The 17,498-nt window shown below is 65.6% G+C and carries 14 protein-coding genes; 7 read left to right on the forward strand and 7 right to left on the reverse strand.

Annotation, left to right across the window (positions count from 1 at the left end):
* The first annotated feature begins 740 nt into the window (after window positions 1–740).
* The 3 genes from U9J23_RS24930 to U9J23_RS24940 all read left to right on the forward strand — a co-directional run bounded on the left by U9J23_RS24930 (window position 741) and on the right by U9J23_RS24940 (window position 5,122).
* On the forward strand, window positions 741–2,378 hold the full coding sequence (locus tag U9J23_RS24930) for a sigma-54-dependent Fis family transcriptional regulator (RefSeq protein ID WP_085470713.1): 1,638 nt from the start codon (window positions 741–743) through the stop codon (window positions 2,376–2,378).
* 96 nt (window positions 2,379–2,474) lie between these two features.
* Window positions 2,475–3,974: an aldehyde dehydrogenase family protein gene (locus tag U9J23_RS24935; RefSeq protein ID WP_085470712.1), complete on the forward strand. Its 1,500-nt coding sequence runs from the start codon at window positions 2,475–2,477 to the stop codon at window positions 3,972–3,974.
* A gap of 35 nt (window positions 3,975–4,009) precedes the next feature.
* Window positions 4,010–5,122 (forward strand): NDMA-dependent alcohol dehydrogenase, encoded by a 1,113-nt coding sequence (locus U9J23_RS24940; protein WP_024100298.1) that lies wholly within the window; start codon window positions 4,010–4,012, stop codon window positions 5,120–5,122.
* A 143-nt stretch (window positions 5,123–5,265) separates the two neighbouring features.
* Here the strand turns inward: U9J23_RS24940 and U9J23_RS24945 are convergent, their stop codons facing one another.
* Window positions 5,266–5,973 carry a siderophore-interacting protein gene (locus U9J23_RS24945; protein ID WP_085470711.1) on the reverse strand — a complete coding sequence of 236 codons (708 nt, stop codon included), beginning with the start codon at window positions 5,971–5,973 and terminating at the stop codon, window positions 5,266–5,268.
* A 477-nt stretch (window positions 5,974–6,450) separates the two neighbouring features.
* Here U9J23_RS24945 and U9J23_RS24950 point away from each other — a divergent pair, with 477 nt between their 5' ends.
* Genes U9J23_RS24950 through U9J23_RS24965 form a run of 4 tightly spaced genes read left to right on the forward strand, consistent with a single transcriptional unit; the run spans window position 6,451 to window position 10,076 of the window.
* Window positions 6,451–7,461 carry an ABC transporter substrate-binding protein gene (locus tag U9J23_RS24950; RefSeq protein ID WP_106201810.1) on the forward strand — a complete coding sequence of 337 codons (1,011 nt, stop codon included), beginning with the start codon at window positions 6,451–6,453 and terminating at the stop codon, window positions 7,459–7,461.
* Window positions 7,458–8,573: a FecCD family ABC transporter permease gene (locus U9J23_RS24955; RefSeq protein ID WP_085470709.1), complete on the forward strand. Its 1,116-nt coding sequence runs from the start codon at window positions 7,458–7,460 to the stop codon at window positions 8,571–8,573. Before U9J23_RS24950 ends, U9J23_RS24955 begins: the two co-directional genes overlap by 4 nt.
* On the forward strand, window positions 8,570–9,349 hold the full coding sequence (locus tag U9J23_RS24960; RefSeq protein WP_272268824.1) for an ABC transporter ATP-binding protein: 780 nt from the start codon (window positions 8,570–8,572) through the stop codon (window positions 9,347–9,349). Before U9J23_RS24955 ends, U9J23_RS24960 begins: the two co-directional genes overlap by 4 nt.
* Entirely contained in the window at window positions 9,342–10,076 is a 735-nt protein-coding gene (locus tag U9J23_RS24965; protein WP_085470707.1) for a (2Fe-2S)-binding protein, read from the forward strand. Before U9J23_RS24960 ends, U9J23_RS24965 begins: the two co-directional genes overlap by 8 nt.
* A gap of 50 nt (window positions 10,077–10,126) precedes the next feature.
* On the opposite strand, the gene U9J23_RS24970 is transcribed toward U9J23_RS24965, so the two are convergent.
* The 6 genes from U9J23_RS24970 to U9J23_RS24995 are packed head-to-tail and all read right to left on the reverse strand — an operon-like array spanning window position 10,127 to window position 17,447.
* On the reverse strand, window positions 10,127–10,945 hold the full coding sequence (locus U9J23_RS24970; protein WP_085470706.1) for a sugar phosphate isomerase/epimerase family protein: 819 nt from the start codon (window positions 10,943–10,945) through the stop codon (window positions 10,127–10,129).
* A complete protein-coding gene (locus U9J23_RS24975; RefSeq protein ID WP_106201812.1) occupies window positions 10,942–12,666 on the reverse strand; it encodes an FAD-dependent oxidoreductase in 1,725 nt (574 codons plus the stop codon). Before U9J23_RS24975 ends, U9J23_RS24970 begins: the two co-directional genes overlap by 4 nt.
* Complete coding sequence (locus tag U9J23_RS24980; RefSeq protein ID WP_272268825.1) at window positions 12,663–13,754, reverse strand: Gfo/Idh/MocA family protein; 1,092 nt, start codon at window positions 13,752–13,754, stop codon at window positions 12,663–12,665. The genes U9J23_RS24975 and U9J23_RS24980 overlap by 4 nt, the downstream gene beginning before the upstream one ends.
* The gene (locus U9J23_RS24985) at window positions 13,754–14,593 is read right to left on the reverse strand and encodes an aldo/keto reductase (protein ID WP_272268826.1); all 840 of its coding nucleotides are present in this window, start codon (window positions 14,591–14,593) and stop codon (window positions 13,754–13,756) included. Before U9J23_RS24985 ends, U9J23_RS24980 begins: the two co-directional genes overlap by 1 nt.
* Window positions 14,590–16,539 carry an FAD-dependent oxidoreductase gene (locus U9J23_RS24990; RefSeq protein WP_272268827.1) on the reverse strand — a complete coding sequence of 650 codons (1,950 nt, stop codon included), beginning with the start codon at window positions 16,537–16,539 and terminating at the stop codon, window positions 14,590–14,592. Before U9J23_RS24990 ends, U9J23_RS24985 begins: the two co-directional genes overlap by 4 nt.
* The gene (locus U9J23_RS24995; RefSeq protein ID WP_085470702.1) at window positions 16,536–17,447 is read right to left on the reverse strand and encodes a shikimate dehydrogenase; all 912 of its coding nucleotides are present in this window, start codon (window positions 17,445–17,447) and stop codon (window positions 16,536–16,538) included. Before U9J23_RS24995 ends, U9J23_RS24990 begins: the two co-directional genes overlap by 4 nt.
* Window positions 17,448–17,498 lie beyond the last annotated feature (51 nt).

Genomic DNA, 17,498 nt, shown 5'->3' on the forward strand with positions numbered 1-17,498 from the left:
GAAGAGCCAGGAATCACGAAGGCCGGCCGTGCAGCATTCGAGCAGCACCTCGCCACGCTGCAAGCGATTGTCGATTCGGGCCGCGATCCCCTTTCCGAGCAGCCAAGAGACACGCAATGATCCGAGTACGTCAGCTCGCCAAGCCACACGATCTCGACGACACACCTGGCTGTGCAGCAGCCCTACCGCGAGATCCAGGTTCGTGCGGCCGCTCAGCCAGGCACCGAATACCTCCCTCATTCAACGAATGCGATACCGGCGGAACGCAATTCAAGATCGGTTCGGAAGAATCGCCCAGTTGACCCCGAACGTCCAGCACTCCACTTATCGGACACCTGGGTCCGCAACGTGAACGAACACATCGCGATCGCGGCGGTCGGTGCGCCTTCCCCTCCTCGGCGAGTGAGGCACCGAAATGGCCACTGTTCCCCGCACCGCTCGCTTCAAGTGTTCAGAATCTGGACAGTTGCCGAAACCTGGGGTCGGCCACTATTACCTGCATCACATCTGCGTGGGTATGTTGGAGGGGCGGCGTGGGCCTCTTCCTTCTGCATCGGACCGGAGCATGGAGAGGACATGCGATGACGAGTGGGCGACGCCGACCGATTCGACCACACATCTATCGGTCGGGACGTCGGTCGGCGGACTCCCGGTGACGGTAATCAGCAGGATTTGCAGACTCGGTACCTCGCGCTGTCACCCGAACCGGTCGACCGGATGCAACTGGAAGGAGAAGGGCGATGCAGACCTTGCGCCCGGAGATCGAACTGTCCTGGAAGCGTTCGCAGCTCAGCGGTATCAATCCGGCACGAGTGCCCGAGCCCACCCTTCTCGACCCGTCGGATTCGGCAGGGCGGTTGTTACGGGCCGCCCGACCGGTGCTCGACGACCTCCGGGTACAACTGGCAGGTACGGAATGTGGAATCCTCCTCGTCGACCGTAACTGCTGTGTTGTCTCGCGGATGTTCGACTCGGACGCCATGAGATCCGCAATGGAGGATGTCGGGGTACTACCAGGCGTCGCACTGTCCGAAGAGACATATGGCACGAACGCGCTGGGAACCCCACTCGAAGTACGTCAAGGCCTCATCGTTCACGGCGACGAGCATTTCCTCGAACCGTTCAGGCAATTCAGTTGCTATGGTCACCCGATCGTGCATCCGGTCACGCGCAGAATCGAAGGCATCCTCGACATCACTTCGACCGAGAAGACGGCCAATCCCCTCTTCGTGCCTTTCCTCGCACGGGCCGTCCGGGACATCGAGGCACGTCTGCTCGAGGGGGCACGCGAATCGGATCGCCGCGTCGTCGACGCATTCCAGATCGCAGCCCGCCAACGCGGCGTAGCCGTGGCGGCAATGGGACAAGACGTCATGCTCACCAACAAGGCCGCCGTCGAACTACTCGAGCCGGCTGATCATGTGGCGCTGCGCGCACTTGTGGAGGACATGCCACCCGGAGGGTCGCGCACACTCGGCTTCGCGCTCACCAGCGGTGGATACACCGAGCTTCGCATCAGTCGTGTGGCCGGCACCGAAAGCGGTGCACTGTTCCTTCTCGATGTCGACGAGACCCGAGCGCCCGTACGTCGGCGGGCTACGTTGCAGGACGCGACCTCTCGGTTGCGATCCCGCCTGGCCGGATTGCGTTCCAGTACCGGCTCAATCGTGATCCTCGGTGAGGCAGGAAGCGGGCGGAGTTGGGCTGCACGAGAGTTTGCGGCGGATCCGATGTGGGCCATCGACGCCGCACACGTGGTGGCCGAAGGTGAGCGCAATTGGTCTGCGAGGCTGCTCGAGCACGTCGAGACAGGACCCACGTACGTCCTGATCGAACACGTCAACCTTGCCCCTGACTCGGTCGTCGCGCTGCTGGCGTCTCTCGCCTCACGCGTTGACGGACCGAGATTTGTGTTCACCGCCGATCCCGCCGACACCGTCCGCCCCGCTGTCCGGGACCTGTTCGCCCGTTGCGGCGCGCAAGTAACGGTGCCGGCTCTACGACAGCGGATCCGTGAACTGCCGGCGCTCGTCGCTGCGCTTTCAACCGAGCTCGGACGTTCGGAGATTCGTTTGGGGCCTAGTGCATTGGCAGCGCTGTCGGAACACACGTGGCCGGGCAATCTCGTCGAACTGCGCGCAGTCCTCAGCGCCATTTCCGACAAGGAAGGCGCGATGATCCGGGTCGAGGACCTGCCCGAACCGTATCGTGCACCCGCTCGGGTGGCTCGTCTGGGCGGCCGCGAACGCGCCGAGCGGGAAGCGATCATCGAAGCATTGCAGGAAAGCGGCGGTAACAAGGTGCATGCGTCCGCCCTCCTCGGCATCAGCCGCACAACGCTGTACAGCCGGATCCGGGCTCTCGACATCAAGATGTGACCGATTGCTGTCCAATGCTTGAACAGTTCCGCCACCTCTTCGGGAGGCACGATGAATGTGTTCCACATCATATGCATCACCCCAGGAGGTTGTGGCATGACAGTTGTTGCCGAGCAGTCGGTTTCAGCGAAAGTTCGTGATTTCCTTGCCGGTACCAAACTGCTGTACATCGACGGCCGTTTCGTCGATGCAGCGTCCGGTCGCACGTTCGTCACGTACGATCCCGCCACGGGCGAGCGTCTCGCCGACGTCGCCCACGGTGAAGCCGCCGACATCGACCGCGCCGTCCGAGCCGCACGCCGCGCATTCGACGAGGGACCGTGGGCCTCGATGAAGCCGAACGAACGTGAGCGTCTCATCTGGCGGGTCGGCGATCTGCTCACGGAGCGAGCTGCCGATTTCGGCCAGCTCGAGGCTCTCGACAACGGCAAATCCGCTGCGGTCGCATCGGCTGTCGACACCGCTTGGGCAGCCGACGTCTTCCGGTACTACGCCGGCTGGGCCACCAAGATCGAGGGCAGTACGGTCAACGTCTCCATGCCGTTTGCGCCGGGCGGTCAGTTTCACGCTTACACGCTGAGGGAGCCGGTCGGAGTCTGCGGGCTGATCGTACCGTGGAACTTCCCCCTGCTGATGGCGTCGTGGAAGCTCGCACCCGCGCTCGCAGCCGGCAACACTGTGATCCTCAAACCCGCCGAACAGACACCGCTGACCGCACTGATGCTCGCCGAAATCTTCGAGGAGGCAGGCTTCCCGCCCGGCGTGGTCAACGTGGTACCCGGCTTCGGTGACGCAGGGGCCGCGCTGTCAGCGCACGAAGACGTCGACAAAATCGCCTTCACGGGCTCCACCGAGGTCGGAAAGAAGATCGTCGACGCGGCCCGAGGCAACCTCAAGAAGGTCACCCTCGAACTCGGTGGCAAGAGCCCGAATATCGTCTTCGCCGACGCCGATTTCGATGCAGCTGTGCAAGGCTCACTCAACGCATGGTTGTTCAACCACGGCCAGTGTTGCGTCGCCGGCACACGCCTGTACGTCGAGAGCACCATTTTCGAGCGCTTCACCGACGCAGTCGCCGAGGCCGCGAGCAAAGTCAAGATCGGCCCGGGTCTCGACCCCACGACCGAGCTCGGTCCGCTCGTGTCGCAGGAACAACTCGACCGGGTCACCGGCTATCTGCGCGACGGGCTCGCGGACGGCGCGCGGGCCCTGACAGGTGGTCGGCGCTGGGGCGAGACCGGGTACTTCGTCGAGCCGACTGTGTTGGTCGACGTGAAGCCGGAGTTCAGTGTCGTGCGGGAGGAGATCTTCGGGCCGGTCGTGGCCGCGATGCCGTTCGATGCCGATGACGGCATCGTCACCGCCGCCAACAGCTCGATCTACGGCTTGGCTGCCGGCATCTGGACCCGTGACATCTCGAAGGCACACCGCACCGCGCGTCTTCTGAAGGCCGGATCGGTATGGATCAACCAGTACAACGGCTTCGATACGGCCATGCCGTTCGGTGGCTACAAGCAGTCCGGCTGGGGTCGCGAACTCGGTGGCGCCGCCATCGACCTCTACACCCAGACAAAAGCCGTCAACGTCGCGCTCTGACCCCGCCGCATCCCGCACTCACCAGGAGAGAACATATGAAGACCAAGGCTGCTGTTCTGCTCGAGGCCGGAAAGCCGTTCGAGATCATGGAACTCGATCTGGACGGCCCCGGGCCCGGCGAGGTACTCATCAAGTACACCGCGGCGGGACTGTGCCATTCCGACCTGCACCTGACCGACGGCGACCTCCCGCCGCGCTATCCCATCGTCGGCGGCCACGAGGGCTCGGGCATCATCGAGGAAGTCGGACCCGGTGTCACGAAGGTCAAGCCCGGCGATCATGTGGTGTGCAGTTTCATCCCCAACTGCGGAACCTGCCGATACTGTGCCACCGGCCGACAGAACCTGTGCGATATGGGCGCCACGATCCTGGAGGGATCGATGCCCGATGGAAGTTTCAGATTCCGCTCTGGTGAGCTGGAATTCGGTGCCATGTGCATGCTCGGTACATTTTCGGAGCGGGCCACGATATCTCAGCACTCGGTCGTCAAGGTGGACGACTGGCTGCCCCTCGAGACCGCGGTTCTCGTCGGCTGCGGCGTCCCCTCGGGATGGGGGACCGCTGTGTACGCCGGTGGTGCCCGGGCCGGTGACATCGTCGTCGTCTACGGCATCGGCGGTCTCGGTATCAACGCGGTGCAGGGTGCGGTGCAAGCCGGGGCACGGTACGTGGTCGTGGTCGATCCACTCCCCTTCAAGCGGGAAACCGCGCTGAAATTCGGGGCCACACATGCCTTCGCCACTGCAGAGGAAGCCGCGGCGAAGGTGAACGAACTGAGCTGGGGCCAAGGCGCAGACCAGGCGCTGATCCTGGTAGGTACGGTCGACGAAGAGGTGGTTGCGGCTGCGACCGCCGTGATCGGTAAGGGCGGCACCGTCGTCATTACCGGCTTGGCCGATCCGACCAAACTGACCGTGCACGTGTCCGGCGCCGATCTGACGCTGAACGAGAAGACGATCAAGGGGACACTGTTCGGGTCGGCCAACCCGCAATACGACATTGTCCGACTGTTGCGTATGTACGACCAGGGCGAGTTGAAGCTTGACGAACTCGTCACGACACGCTACTCACTCGAAGAAGTCAACAAGGGGTACGAGGACCTGCGCGCCGGTAAGAACATTCGCGGCGTCATCGTGCACGAGCAATAGCGGACCTGTCCCTGCAGTCACGTGTTGGATCCTCCGCCCTGGCACGCCGGTGATCACACTGGCGGGGCCGGGGAGGAGGTGGCTTCCCGGAAGCCGTGCTCATCTTCCCCCGGTGACGGGAGTTGGGCTACCTTCGGGGCCATCTACTTCCAGTACGCCTGATATTTCACGGCCGTCTTGGGCAGTCCGTGAGTGTGCTTGAGGGTCTTGACGATCGAGCGCGTGGTGTGGCCGTCACAGGCCACCCAGGCGAAGGCATCGTCCGGGCAGGTCATCTCCTGCGCTGCATCGCACAGCAGTCTGCCGTCGCCCACCCGCTGCAGCCAGGTGACCTGGTGGTGAGGCTTGCTGCGCACCGGCAAGTGTCGGTCCGACTCGTACTGCCACTCCAACCACACTCGTGCAGGAGTGTCGCCGATGGCGTCGAGCAGGGTGTTGATGGCGGGTAACGAAGCGGTGTCGCCGAAGACCACATACTCACTGGGGGTGGCCTGCGGCAGGGCGAAGCTGGAGCCGAGCACGGTTGCGTCGAGTATGTCGCCGACGGCCGCGCGTTCGGCCCACCGGCAGGCCGGACCGCCGTGCAGGGCGAATTCGATGAAGAACCGGTCGCCGGGCGGATCCTGGTCGACCAGCGTGTAGCCCCGGTGGTGCAGCTTGTCGCTGTGTTCATCGGGGATCCAGAGCCTGATCCATTGGGTCGGGTGCACCGGGTGATCGGCGAGCAGTCCGCCGCCGGTGAAGCCGAGACGGATGTACTTGTCGGTCACGTATTCGCTGGAGGTGACGGTGAGGCGGTAGTCGCGACCGCCCCAGGCCTTGACCATGACTCCGTTCAGACCCTTACCCATGATGGTAAGGGTAGCCTAACGACACATACCTTGCTCCGTCCACGGGTGACCCGGTCCGAGAACGCCCATGCACGCCGGGTCTATTCGGGCCCTCACCGATGTCGTCGTCGAACAGACGCGGCCCCGGACCGAAAGACGGCACCACCACGATGCATCGCCACTCACAGGCCGACTTCCAGTGCCACCGACCTGCAGCGTGAGCCCACGAAGTGGCCCACCCGAGCCGACAGCGTGCATAATGACGCGAACGTTGCTGACACCCAGAGCAGGGGAAGTCCGGTCGAAACCCGGCGCTGACCCGCAACGGTAGACCGTCGAGACCGGCGGTGAGCCCGAATACCTGCCTGGAGGTCCGCGACTCCGATACATCGCCGTGGTCTGCGAGACGGAGTCCAGCAGGGTAGTTTGTGCACCCTTCGGTGCCTGCTGCCGTGGTGGGTCCGGCTCCGGGACCACCCGAGCAGAGCACGAGGTCCCATGCTCGTCCACACCCCATCGGTCCGCCGCATCATCGCGCTCACCTCCATCGCATCCGCAGTACTGCTGTCGGCAGGATGCTCCCGTGGTACGACCACGGCAGAGGCCGAGGCCGCCGAATCGTTCCGTGAGCCGGTGACCATCACCAACTGCGAGCGCACCGCCACCTTCGACGCTCCCCCGCAGCGCATCATCTCGATGAACGACCACGTCACAGAAACATTGATTCAGATGGGTGTGGGCGACCGTATCGTCGGTATGGGCTACGGCGAACAACCCGATCCCCTGCCTGAGACTGCAGAACAGTTCCGCGCTATCCCGTCGCTCGCAAAGGAGTATCCGACCTCCGAACAGGTCCTCGATCTCGAACCCGATCTCATAGTTGGCGGCATGCGCAGCGCGTTCGACGACAAGAACGGCCTCGGACGTGACAGCCTCGAGGCCGCCGGGATCGCGACCTTCTTGTTCTCCGAATACTGTGGCCAAGGCTTCCCTGACATCAGTCTGCTCGAGAACGACTTCGCCCAACTCGGCGCGATTCTCGGAGTCGAGGAGTCGGCCACAGCACTGACCGAAGGAATCGTCGCTGGCCTCGACACGATCAGAGCATGCCTCGACGCCGCCGGGGCACAACCCGTCCGAACATTCTTCTACGATTCCGGCGAAGCCGAACCCCTGTCCGTCGGCGGGGTGGGCATCGGCAACCTGATCGGTGACTATGCAGGCATCGAGAACATCACCGCCGAGGGCCCCAAGCCCTACTTCGCGACCAGCTGGGAAGTCGTCGGTGAACGCCAACCCGAGGCGATCGTGGTCCTCGACTACGGATCCATCAGCGCTGCGGACAAGATCGCATTCCTGAGGAACCACCCCGTCATGGCGACCACACCGGCAGTCCGCAACGATCGTTTCGTCGTCGTTCCGCTCGATGACTTCTTCGAAAGCTCGCGTATGGTTGCCTCCGCCGACACCATCGCCCGAGCGCTTCATCCGGAAGCGTTCGCCGGATGAGCACAGTCACCGAGACCGCTTCACTCACACAGTCACCCACAGGCAGCGATTCGAGAAGAAGCGATCGTCGCAGATCGCTCGCAACGGTGTTGACGCTGCTCACAGCCGCTCTCGCTCTCGCTGTGGCCACGGCCGTGTCCTTGGGCACCATCACCATCCCGCTCGGCGACGTATGGGCCATCGTGGCCTACCGGATCTCTCCTGTTCCTCTCGACGCCATATGGGGTGATCGGTGGTGGAGTGCGACCCGCGAAGCGATCGTGTTCGAATCCCGCCTGCCCCGTGCCTTGACCGCTGCGGTCGTGGGCGCCGCACTTGCCGTCGCCGGCGCCGTCGCACAAGCCGTGACCCGCAACCCCCTCGCCGACCCGTACCTTCTCGGGGTGTCCTCGGGTGCCGGATTCGGAGTCGCCACCGTGACGGTCCTCGGGTTCGGCGCCGGCACCCTCGGGATCTTCACCCTGCCGTTCGCTGCGTTCGCCGGAGCCTTGCTCCCCCTCGCCGCGACGATCGTGGTGAGCCTTCGCGCGCATTCGGTGACCGCGATCGTTCTCGTCGGGGTCGCATTGTCGATGGTGTTCTCCTCCCTCGTCACCTTCGTACTGCTGGTGCTTGGTGACGTGCACCAACTCGGCACCGTGATGCAGTGGCTCGCTGGTGGTTTCGGCGACGCCAACTGGAGATCACTCATCGCGCCGACCCTGGTGCTCATCGTGACCGGAACCGCGATCATGCTGTGCAGCCGGCGGCTCAACCTGCTCCTCGCCGGGGACGACGGAGCCACCGCACTCGGGATGAACGTCCCACGTTTCCGGGTCCTGATCCTGCTTGCCGTGTCACTCCTGGCCGCCGCAGCCGTCGCGGTATCAGGCACGATCGGATTCGTGGGCCTGCTCGTTCCTCATCTGGCCGCTTATCTCGTCGGCCGCAACGCCGCACGTCTCGTCCCGACCGCGGGCCTTCTCGGTGCAGTCGCTCTCGTACTCGCCGACATCCTGGCGCGGTCGCTGAGCAACACAACCGAACTGCCGATCGGCGTCATCACCGGACTGGTCGGAGGACCGATCTTCATCGCCATGTTGTGGCGACGATACAGTCAGGACAGCCGTTGACCCGGCTACGTGCCTTCGGAGTGCAGGCCCGACTCGGGGAACGCACGGTCCTTCACGGTGCCGATCTCGACGTCGCACCCGGCGAGGTGCTCGCTTTGGTCGGCCCGAACGGCAGCGGCAAGACCACCCTGCTGCGTACCTGCTACCGCGCCCTGACAGTGACCGAAGGCGCGATCATGCTCGACGACAAAAACATTCATACCCTGCGCCGCCGTCGAGTGGCACGCATCATCGGGGTGAGCACACAAGAACCAGCTGCCTTCGGTGGTGTGACCGTCCGGGAATCCGTTCGACTGGGTCGTTCCGCCCGACGCGGATGGCTCGAACCCTTCCGCACCGAGGACGATGACGCGGTAGCCCGCGCACTCACCCAGGTCTCTCTCACTTCGCAGGCAGACCGTGACGTCACCGAGTTGTCGGGCGGTGAACGTCAGCGCGTATCGATAGCCCGTGCACTCGCCCAGGAACCACAGGTACTTCTCCTCGACGAACCGACCAATCACCTCGATCTACGTCACCAGCTCGGCATGCTCGAACTCCTCCGTACCCTCGCCGCCGACGGCCTCGCTGTGCTCGTCACCTTGCACGACCTACGCCTCGCGGCCGAGTACTGCGACCGAATCGCGGTACTCGACGCCGGACGGGTAGTCGATGCCGGCACACCCGAGCACGTCCTCACCCCCGACCTGCTCGAGACCGTCCTCGGTGTGCGCGGACGCATACGGACCGTCGGCGGCCGGCGGGTCCTCGATCTGTACGGACTCGTCGATGGCTGACACCGGTCTCGATTCGCAATCCCGCGACGGGGCGTACAGGTGCATCAGGCCTGTTCTCGGCGACTTCGCCCGCACCATCGATCTGTTCGGTGAGACGTTCTCCGGGGAACGGATGGCCGATCACGACTGGCTCGCCGAACGCCTCGCCGACACGGGCAGCCGATGGGGGTGCAGCGACCCGCGTATCAACGGCACCTTGTGGTGGTATTCGGCGAGTTCGACGATGGTCGCCGCGTCCGTCACCATGCTGTGCGCCGAGGGCATCGCCCCCGATCCCCAGCTGCACCAACTCGAGTGCACCCTGCACGACAACGGGTATCTCGGTGCCGTGCGATCCCGGCGGATTCTGCACGACACCGCTGTCTATGCAGAGGCGCTGGCCACCTCGTACGGGTCGGTGATCGATTCTCTCGCTGCGGTTTCCGGTGCGGCACCTCGTGCCCTGTGGGCAGTCGCCACCGACTCCGTTGCCAATCGTGCCCTTACCGCGGGCCACGCTCTGGGTAGAGTCGACGACGCGTGCACACTTGCTGCCACACTTGCGGTGCCGCCGATGCTCTCACCGAGATTCGTCGACATCGAAACCGAGTCCCGCACGGAGCGCTTCGTCCGACGTGGGTCGTGTTGCTTGATCTACCTCACGGACAACGACAAATGCGCGAGTTGCCCGCGACGGGCACCGGCCGATCGCCACGTGCACCTTCTCCGCCGTCTCACCGACACCTGAATCTGCGGAGGGACCGGGCCTGGTTTATCCGTCCCTGGCAAGTACCCGGCTCACACGGTCAGTTTCGGCGTGATCATCCTTCTGGTAGCGCTGACGATCGTGTCGAGCCATGCGTCGTCCCCCATTCTCTGTCGCAGCGGCTCGTTGGGTAGTTCGATGCTCACCGGGAGACCATCCGGTAGGGTCGCCCAGATTCCTCGCAGGTCGATTCCCCCTGTTCCCGGGACAAGTCGTTCCTCACGGGCTTGCCTGATCAGTTCGCCGTCGTCGTTCGGAACAGGATCGGAGCCATCGCACATTTGCGCATAGTGCAGCCATTCTCGGGGGATCGCGGCGAGGTCCTCGACGGTCGTACTCGAACGGTCCACATGCAGCGCATCGACAAGCACGCTGCGCGCCGGGCCGTCTGCCTGCGATACGATCTCGACAGCGGCCTTCGCGTCGGGAACCGCTGTCCACGGCATGAATTCGAGACTCGCGACGATCCCGTAGTGCCCGCACAGCTCGGCAAGCCGGGCGTAGGAGTCGGTCAGCCGGGCCCGGTCCCGGTCGTCGCCGCCGACGAGGACGGCTTTCGCGCCGAGCCGCGCCCCGGCCTCGAGCAGCGGCACGTAATGGCCAGGATCGAAATCGGCTCCGATCCGGATGATTTCGAGGTCGAACACCTCGATCGGGGAATCCGCCAGTCGGCGCACGAGTTCGTCGAGCGCGGTGGGATCCTCGTGCAGTGGGTAGGCGGGGGTGCCCGGCGCGGCCGGCAGCAGCCGCAGGCCGATGGTGTCGAATCCGTGGCGTTCGGCGAGGTCGATGTGCTGCAGCGGCGGGGTGTCCAGGACGGTGAGGGCGGCGAGTCCGAGGGGTGCGGTCATTGGGAGGCTCCTGTGGTCGAGGCGAGTCGGCGGCCGGTGAGATAGCCGAAGGTCATGGCGGGGCCGAGGTTGATACCACCGGAGGGGTAGTGACCGCCCATCACGCTTGCTTGGTCCACTCCTACGGCGTAGAGGCCGTCGATGGGTTCGTCGCCGGAGTCCAGAACGCGGGACTGTGAGTCGGTGACCAGGCCGGCGAACGTACCGAAGCTGCCGGGTACCACTTTCACGGCGTAGAACGGCCCCTTCTCGAGCGGAGCCAGCGACGGGTTGGGCCACGGATTGTCGGCGTCACCCGACCGGACGTTGAACACGGTCGAGCCGCGGCCGAACTCCGGATCCTGGCCGACCCGCGCGTTCTCGTTGAAGACGGTGACGGTCTTGTCGAGCCCGTCCGGGTCGACCCCGATCTTCTCGGCGAGTTCTCTGATCGTGGCGGCGCGGGTGAGGTATCCCGATCGTAGGTACGGCCAGGTGGGGATCGGGAACGGCTTGGCCATGCCGAGGGGGTAGTACTTCATGTAGCGCGCGTCGGCGATCAACCACGAGCAGACTTCCTTCCCTTCGGGGACCTGTTCGATCATGGCGAGTGTGTAGTCGTGGTAGCCGAGCGCTTCGTTGACGAATCGGTGGCCGTTCGCCAACACGCCGATGGCGCCGGGTTTTGCGCGGTCCATGATGTGCGGGAAGACTCCCTGCTTGCCGTTGCGGTATCGGACCAGGGAGACAGGGCAGTACGCGACCGGCGAGGCGAGTGTGCGGTCCAGCCGGCCGCCGACCGATTCGCCCAGCGAGATTCCGTCTCCGGTGGTGGTCGGCGGAGTGAGGGTCCAGTGCTCACGCCCGGTAGGTGTACGCGGGAACAACTCTCTGCGCCGATCGAGATCGTGCGTGAATCCACCGGTGGCGAGGACGACCCCCTTACGGGCGACGACGGTGTATGCCCCATCGGGGCCCGTAAGGCGCACTCCGCTCACCCGACCGTCGTCGGTGTCGAGCGCGGTGGCCTCAGTGGACACCCGGAACTCGACACCGGCGTCGAGCGCCGAGCGCAACAGGCGACCGACGAGCGCGGTGCCGTTGACCAGTTGCTGACCGCGCCGTTTGGTGACGAGGTCGAACATGTGCGTGCTGACGCGGCGCGCGCAGTGCGCGAATGCCTTCGGTGACCGTGTCGAGTGCAGAAATGCCTGCAGATCTGGGCCGGCCATGATGCCCATGCCGAGGAACGACGTCTCGTACAGCTGACGGCGCAGCAGTTTCGCGACGTCGGGACCGAGTGTGCGCAGGCTTACCGGCTTTGGTCCGACCGAGCGGTGGCCGGTACCGGCCCCGGGGGTATCGCCGTGGATGTCGGCGATACCGGCGCCGGGCACGAACTGCAGGGCCGTACGTGTCTCGAAGAACTCGACCATCTCGGGGGCGCCGTCGAGCAGTGCATCGACTTTGTCGGCGTCGAAATTCTCGCCGAGCCGGTGTTCGAGATACGTGCGCGGCAGGGCGCGGTCTTCGTCGATTCCGTCGGCGCGTGCGAACAGGGTGCGCGGGGTCCACATCCATCCGCCGGACCATGCGGTGGCTCCGCCACACACATCGGCCTTCTCGACCACCAGGACCGACGCGCCGCCGTGAGCGGCCGCGACCGCGGTGGACAATCCGCCCGCACCGGAACCGACGACGACGACATCGAATGTGGAGGTGGGTGTTTCAGAGGTGATCATCGGTTCACTTTCATGGCGGAATGTGCGGTGGCCTGCAGGTCGACGACGCGTCCGGTGCGGGACGACTCGTAGATGCCCGCAACGATCGCAAGGGAAGCGCGGGCATCACGCCCGGTGACGGCGGGCTCACGCCCGGTGAGGACGGCATCGGCGAAGTCCTGCACCTGCAGGGTGTGGAAGTCGGCGAGACCTGCATTGACGTCGGCGACGTCCAGGTTGGCGTGGACGTCGATCGAGAATGCAGTGCCGAGCGCGAGCTGTCCAGGCACGGTCCAGATCTCGTTGACGCCTTCGCGGCCCTCGGGGAACTCGAGGACACTGGCGATCGCGCCGGTGCCGCCTATGACGGTGACTCGGTTGCCGAGGTTGTAGTTCGCGCCGGTGGTCGCGGTGATCGTCGCGGTCGCCCCGGAGGTGAACGTGACCACGGCCGACGCGCTGTCCTCGGTCTCGATGTGCGCGCCGTGGGTGTGGGTGCGGATGTGGCCGCTCACCGAGACTGCCTCACCCATGAACCACTGCAGCATGTCGATCTGGTGCACGGCCTGGGTCATCAGCACACCCCCGCCATCGGTGTCCCACTGTCCGCGCCAGGCGTCCGCCGCGTAGTACTCGGACGGGCGGTGCAAGATCACCGACACCTCACCGAGGGTCGGTGTGCCGAGCGTGCCATCGTCGATCGCCTCGCGGATCCGGCGGGCAGCGGGCCAGAAACGGCGCTGGAACAGTACCCCGAACGTGATGCCGGCCCGGTCGGCAGCCTCGATCATCCGGTCGGCCGCAGCGACGTCCACTGCGATCGGCTTCTCGCACAGCACGTGGACGCCAGCCGCGGCGGCGGTGACGACGACCTGTTCGTGCACCGGGTGCGGCGTGCAGACAGTGCATGCGTCGATCTCCAGGGCTATCAACTCGTCGACAGTGCGGACAGCATTCGCGAGCCCGTACCTGGCGGCGAAGACCCGGGCCCGATCGAGGTCGAGGTCGGAGCAGCCGACCACCTCGACGCCGGGTACCTGCTGCAGGGCCCGCGCATGGTTGCCCGCGATCTTGCCGCAGCCGACGATGCCCACTCTCAGAGATGCCATCAGAAATGCTCCTCCGCTTCGACATCGCGGGCCGCATCCTCACCGCGATCGAGCCTGTCGAGCGCCGCAAGGTCGATGTCGGTCAGCGTGATGTTCACAGCTGCCAGGTTCTCGGCCTGGCGCACAGGATTCGCAGACCGGACGACCGGCACCACGCCCGCCGCGAGGTGCCAGGCCAACACGACCTGGGCAGCGGTCGCGCCGATCCGGGCGGCGATCTCGGTGACGACGGCAGAGCCCAGCACGTCACCGCGGCCGAGCGGGCTCCACGACTGCGTGAACACCCCGTGCGCGTCGTTTGCCTTCCGGACCTCGATCCGGGCCAGCGATGGGTCCATCTGGATCTGGTTGACGGCCGGCGCTTCTCCGGTGGCCGCGACCACCCGGTCGATGTGATGGCCGAGGAAGTTGGAGACGCCGACGTAGCGGACCAGACCTGCGTCGCGGCAGGCCAGCATTGCCTCGAAGGTCGCGCAGTACTGGTCGATCCGGGGCAGCGGCCAGTGAATCAGATACAGGTCGACACGGTCGAGCCCGAGATTCTCGAGGCTTCGCTCCAGCGCACCGCGCACGTCGCCGGACACCTGATCGTTGCCGCGAATCTTCGTGGTGACGAAGAGTTCGTCGCGGGGCAGACCTGATTCGGCCAGCGCCACACCGACGGCGTCCTCGTTCCCGTAGATGGACGCGGTGTCGATCAGCCGGTAGCCGGCCTCGATACCACTGAGCACCGACTTCGTCGCCTCCGCGCCCACCAGCGGCCAGGTGCCCAGCCCCATCGGTGGCAGCGCCGCGCGCACGGCGTCGCGGTGCGTCACTGTGGTGGTGTCGGTGGTCATGCGAGAACCTCCACGTGGGTGTGGGCAGTTGCAGTAATGCGCGCAGCGACGTCGGCGGCAGTGATATTGGCGGCGTGGATGGATCCGCCGTCTCCGCTCGCATCGCCCACACTGTGGACACCGAAGCGTGGGGTGAGCGCGCGGAGCGCAGGGAGCAGCTCGGTGCGCGGTTCGATGCCCTGGGAGACGAGCAGTTCGCCCGGCGCAGGCACTGTGTGCTCGCGACCGTTCGTGGAGATCACCGCACGATCAGCGTCGAGGCGAACGAGGATCGACGACAGGTGGGCGGTGAAATTCTCGGCCGCCGCCAGGCGTGGCAGCAGCACGATCTTGGCGCGGCGGCCGACATCGTGGGCGATGGTCTCCTGCGGGCCGATCATGACGACCTGCGTGCCCTTCTGCAGCAGGTCGTCGGCCACGGCCGCCGCTTCACGGTCGGCACCGAAGATGGTGACCGCCGCAGGTGCCGGATCCCCGGAGGCGAGAAACTCGCGCACGTCCCGCACGCGCCTTGTCTCTACCCCCGGCACATCCAGGGCGGGGCCGGTGCCGCCGGTCGCGAGGACGATCGCATCGAAGTCCTCGGCGGCCAGAGTGTGGGCGTCGACCTTGATGCCGGTGTGGCACACCACGTCCAGATCGGTGAGTTCGGCGAGATACCAGTCGACGATGCGGTGGTACTCGGGGTATTCGTGTAGGACCGAAGCCAGCGCGAAATCACCTCCGAGGGACCCTCGTTCGTCGTAGAGGTCGACGTGGTGGCCGGCCGCGGCGAGTTCGCGCGCCGCCGACAGGCCCGCCGGTCCGCCGCCGATCACCGCGACCCGCACGGGAGCGGGGGCGGGGCCGGCGGGTTGCTCGAGTTCACGGCCGACCCACGGGTTGACCGAGCACGGGACGGGACCGGCGGCCAGACTGTCGATGCAGTAGTTGCACGCGATGCACGGGCGGTAACGGGTGCCTGCCAGCGCACGATTCGGGAACTCCGGGTCGGCGTGCAGAGTGCGGGCCATGCTCACGAAATCGGCCTGACCGGAGGCGATGATGTGCTCGGCAACCTCAGGTGTGTTGATTCGTCCGGCGACACCGACCGGAAGGTCGAAGTCTCGTGTGTACGGCGCGGCGTGGGGTGCCAGGAGCCCTCGGGACCATTCGCCCGGTTGGATGATCCATTGGCCCGCTTCGTAGTTGCCCGCCGATACGTCGAGGAAGTCGAGGCGGTGGGTGTCGATCGCGTTGATGCGCTCGCGGGTGGTGGCTGTGTCGAGGCCACCGTCGACACCTTCGAACGCAGAGAACCGCAACCCAAGCGCCGCCCCGGGAGCCATCGCACGCACGGTGTCGATGACGCGGTTGACGAACAAGGTGGGTTCGGCCCACTTGTCGTTGCGCTTGTTGTAGGCGGGCGAGAGGAACTGGTGGATGAGATAACCGTGGCCGCCGTGCAGCGAGATCACGTCGACGCCGGCCTGTTCGCATCGCGCCGCGGCCTCGCCGAAGCATTCGATGATGTGCTCGATATCGGCGTCGTCGAGTTGCTCGGGCATCTCGCCGCCCACCACAGCACACGGAATTGGCGTGGGAGCGACAGGCACGAATCCGCTGACCACACCCTGCGCGGTGCGGCCACCGTGATTGAGTTCGACTCCGACGAGGGCACCATGGGCGTGCACCGCGTCGACCAACCGCGCGATACCGGGAATGCGGTCGTCGTCGTCGACACCCATCTGCCGGATGCGCCCTTTACCGTCCGCACGCACGTAACTGGCCTCGGTGAACACCAGCGCTGCTCCCCCAGCGGCGCGGCGTTCGAGGTAGGCGATGTACTCGTCGGTCATGCTGCCGTCGGGGGCGCAATAGTTGCGTTCCATCGGAGCCGAGACGAAGCGGTTGCGTAGCCGGACCGGGCCGAGGGCGAGGGGCTGGGCGTAGGCCGGGGCGCTCATCGGATGTCCTTCGTCGTCGTGGTCGCGGCAGCGAGGTCCCGTTGTGCGAGCAGTTCACCGAGGTGCTCACGCATGCGGTTCGCGTCCGGTGTGACGCCGGTGAGCAAGGCGAAGGTATCGGCGGCCTGGGCCACGAGCATCTGCCCGCCGTCGAGCACCGAACACCCAAGTACCGTTGCCGCAGAAAGCAATTCTGTCCTCAGGGGACGGTACACAATGTCGGCGACCCACTGGCGGGACCGCAGCTCGGCGGTATCGAACGGAGTTCCGGGGTGTCCGGTCATGCCGATCGGCGTCGCGTTCACCACCCCGCGACTCGTTCGCAAGGCTTCGGTGAGGTCTGCGGCAGCGATCGGCTCGACGGACACCGCGGGGAACGCGGTGGCTACGCGGGCACACACATCGGCAGCGCGGGCCGGGTCGACATCCGAGATCGTCAGGTCGTTCACGCCGGCTGCGCCGAGTGCGTATGCCACGGCGGAGCCTGCCCCACCCGCCCCGACGAGCAGCACCGAATCCAGCGCAGCACCTGGGAGCCCCCGCTGCAACGCTGCGAGGAATCCGCTGTGGTCAGTGTTGTGCCCGATCAACCGGCCGTCGCGGACCACGACGGTGTTGACGGCGCCGAGCAGGCGGGCATCGTCGGACAGTTCGTCGAGAGCCGGGATGACAAGCTGCTTGCAGGGATGAGTGATGTTCAGCCCGGTGTAACCCTCGTGCACGGCGGCGCGGACGAACTCGGCTGTGTGCTCGACCGGTACGGCCCGCGTGTCGAGGTCGAGCAGGTCGTAGCGGTAGTCGGTGACGCCGAGTTCGGCGGCTTCGTGTTCGTGGAGTGCGGGTGAGAGCGACGAGGCGATACCGGCACCGACGAGCCCGATGCGGTGCGAAGCAGTGGTGGACACGATGTGCTCCTATGTGAAAGAGATGCCTCGGTGCTCAGATCGAGCACCGAGGCG

Origin of the sequence: Rhodococcus sp. PD04 (genome assembly GCF_035918275.1) — a bacterium.
GTDB classification, from domain to species: Bacteria; Actinomycetota; Actinomycetes; order Mycobacteriales; family Mycobacteriaceae; genus Rhodococcus; species Rhodococcus rhodochrous.

Coding starts and splice junctions, on each gene's coding strand:
- U9J23_RS24980 (WP_272268825.1), bottom strand. CDS start 13,754: ATGGCATCTCTGAGAGTGGGCATCGTCGGCTGCGGCAAGATCGCGGGC.
- U9J23_RS24950 (WP_106201810.1), top strand. CDS start 6,451: ATGCTCGTCCACACCCCATCGGTCCGCCGCATCATCGCGCTCACCTCC.
- U9J23_RS24975 (WP_106201812.1), bottom strand. CDS start 12,666: ATGATCACCTCTGAAACACCCACCTCCACATTCGATGTCGTCGTCGTC.
- U9J23_RS24940 (WP_024100298.1), top strand. CDS start 4,010: ATGAAGACCAAGGCTGCTGTTCTGCTCGAGGCCGGAAAGCCGTTCGAG.
- U9J23_RS24970 (WP_085470706.1), bottom strand. CDS start 10,945: ATGACCGCACCCCTCGGACTCGCCGCCCTCACCGTCCTGGACACCCCG.
- U9J23_RS24985 (WP_272268826.1), bottom strand. CDS start 14,593: ATGACCACCGACACCACCACAGTGACGCACCGCGACGCCGTGCGCGCG.
- U9J23_RS24945 (WP_085470711.1), bottom strand. CDS start 5,973: ATGGGTAAGGGTCTGAACGGAGTCATGGTCAAGGCCTGGGGCGGTCGC.
- U9J23_RS24955 (WP_085470709.1), top strand. CDS start 7,458: ATGAGCACAGTCACCGAGACCGCTTCACTCACACAGTCACCCACAGGC.
- U9J23_RS24930 (WP_085470713.1), top strand. CDS start 741: ATGCAGACCTTGCGCCCGGAGATCGAACTGTCCTGGAAGCGTTCGCAG.
- U9J23_RS24935 (WP_085470712.1), top strand. CDS start 2,475: ATGACAGTTGTTGCCGAGCAGTCGGTTTCAGCGAAAGTTCGTGATTTC.
- U9J23_RS24990 (WP_272268827.1), bottom strand. CDS start 16,539: ATGAGCGCCCCGGCCTACGCCCAGCCCCTCGCCCTCGGCCCGGTCCGG.
- U9J23_RS24965 (WP_085470707.1), top strand. CDS start 9,342: ATGGCTGACACCGGTCTCGATTCGCAATCCCGCGACGGGGCGTACAGG.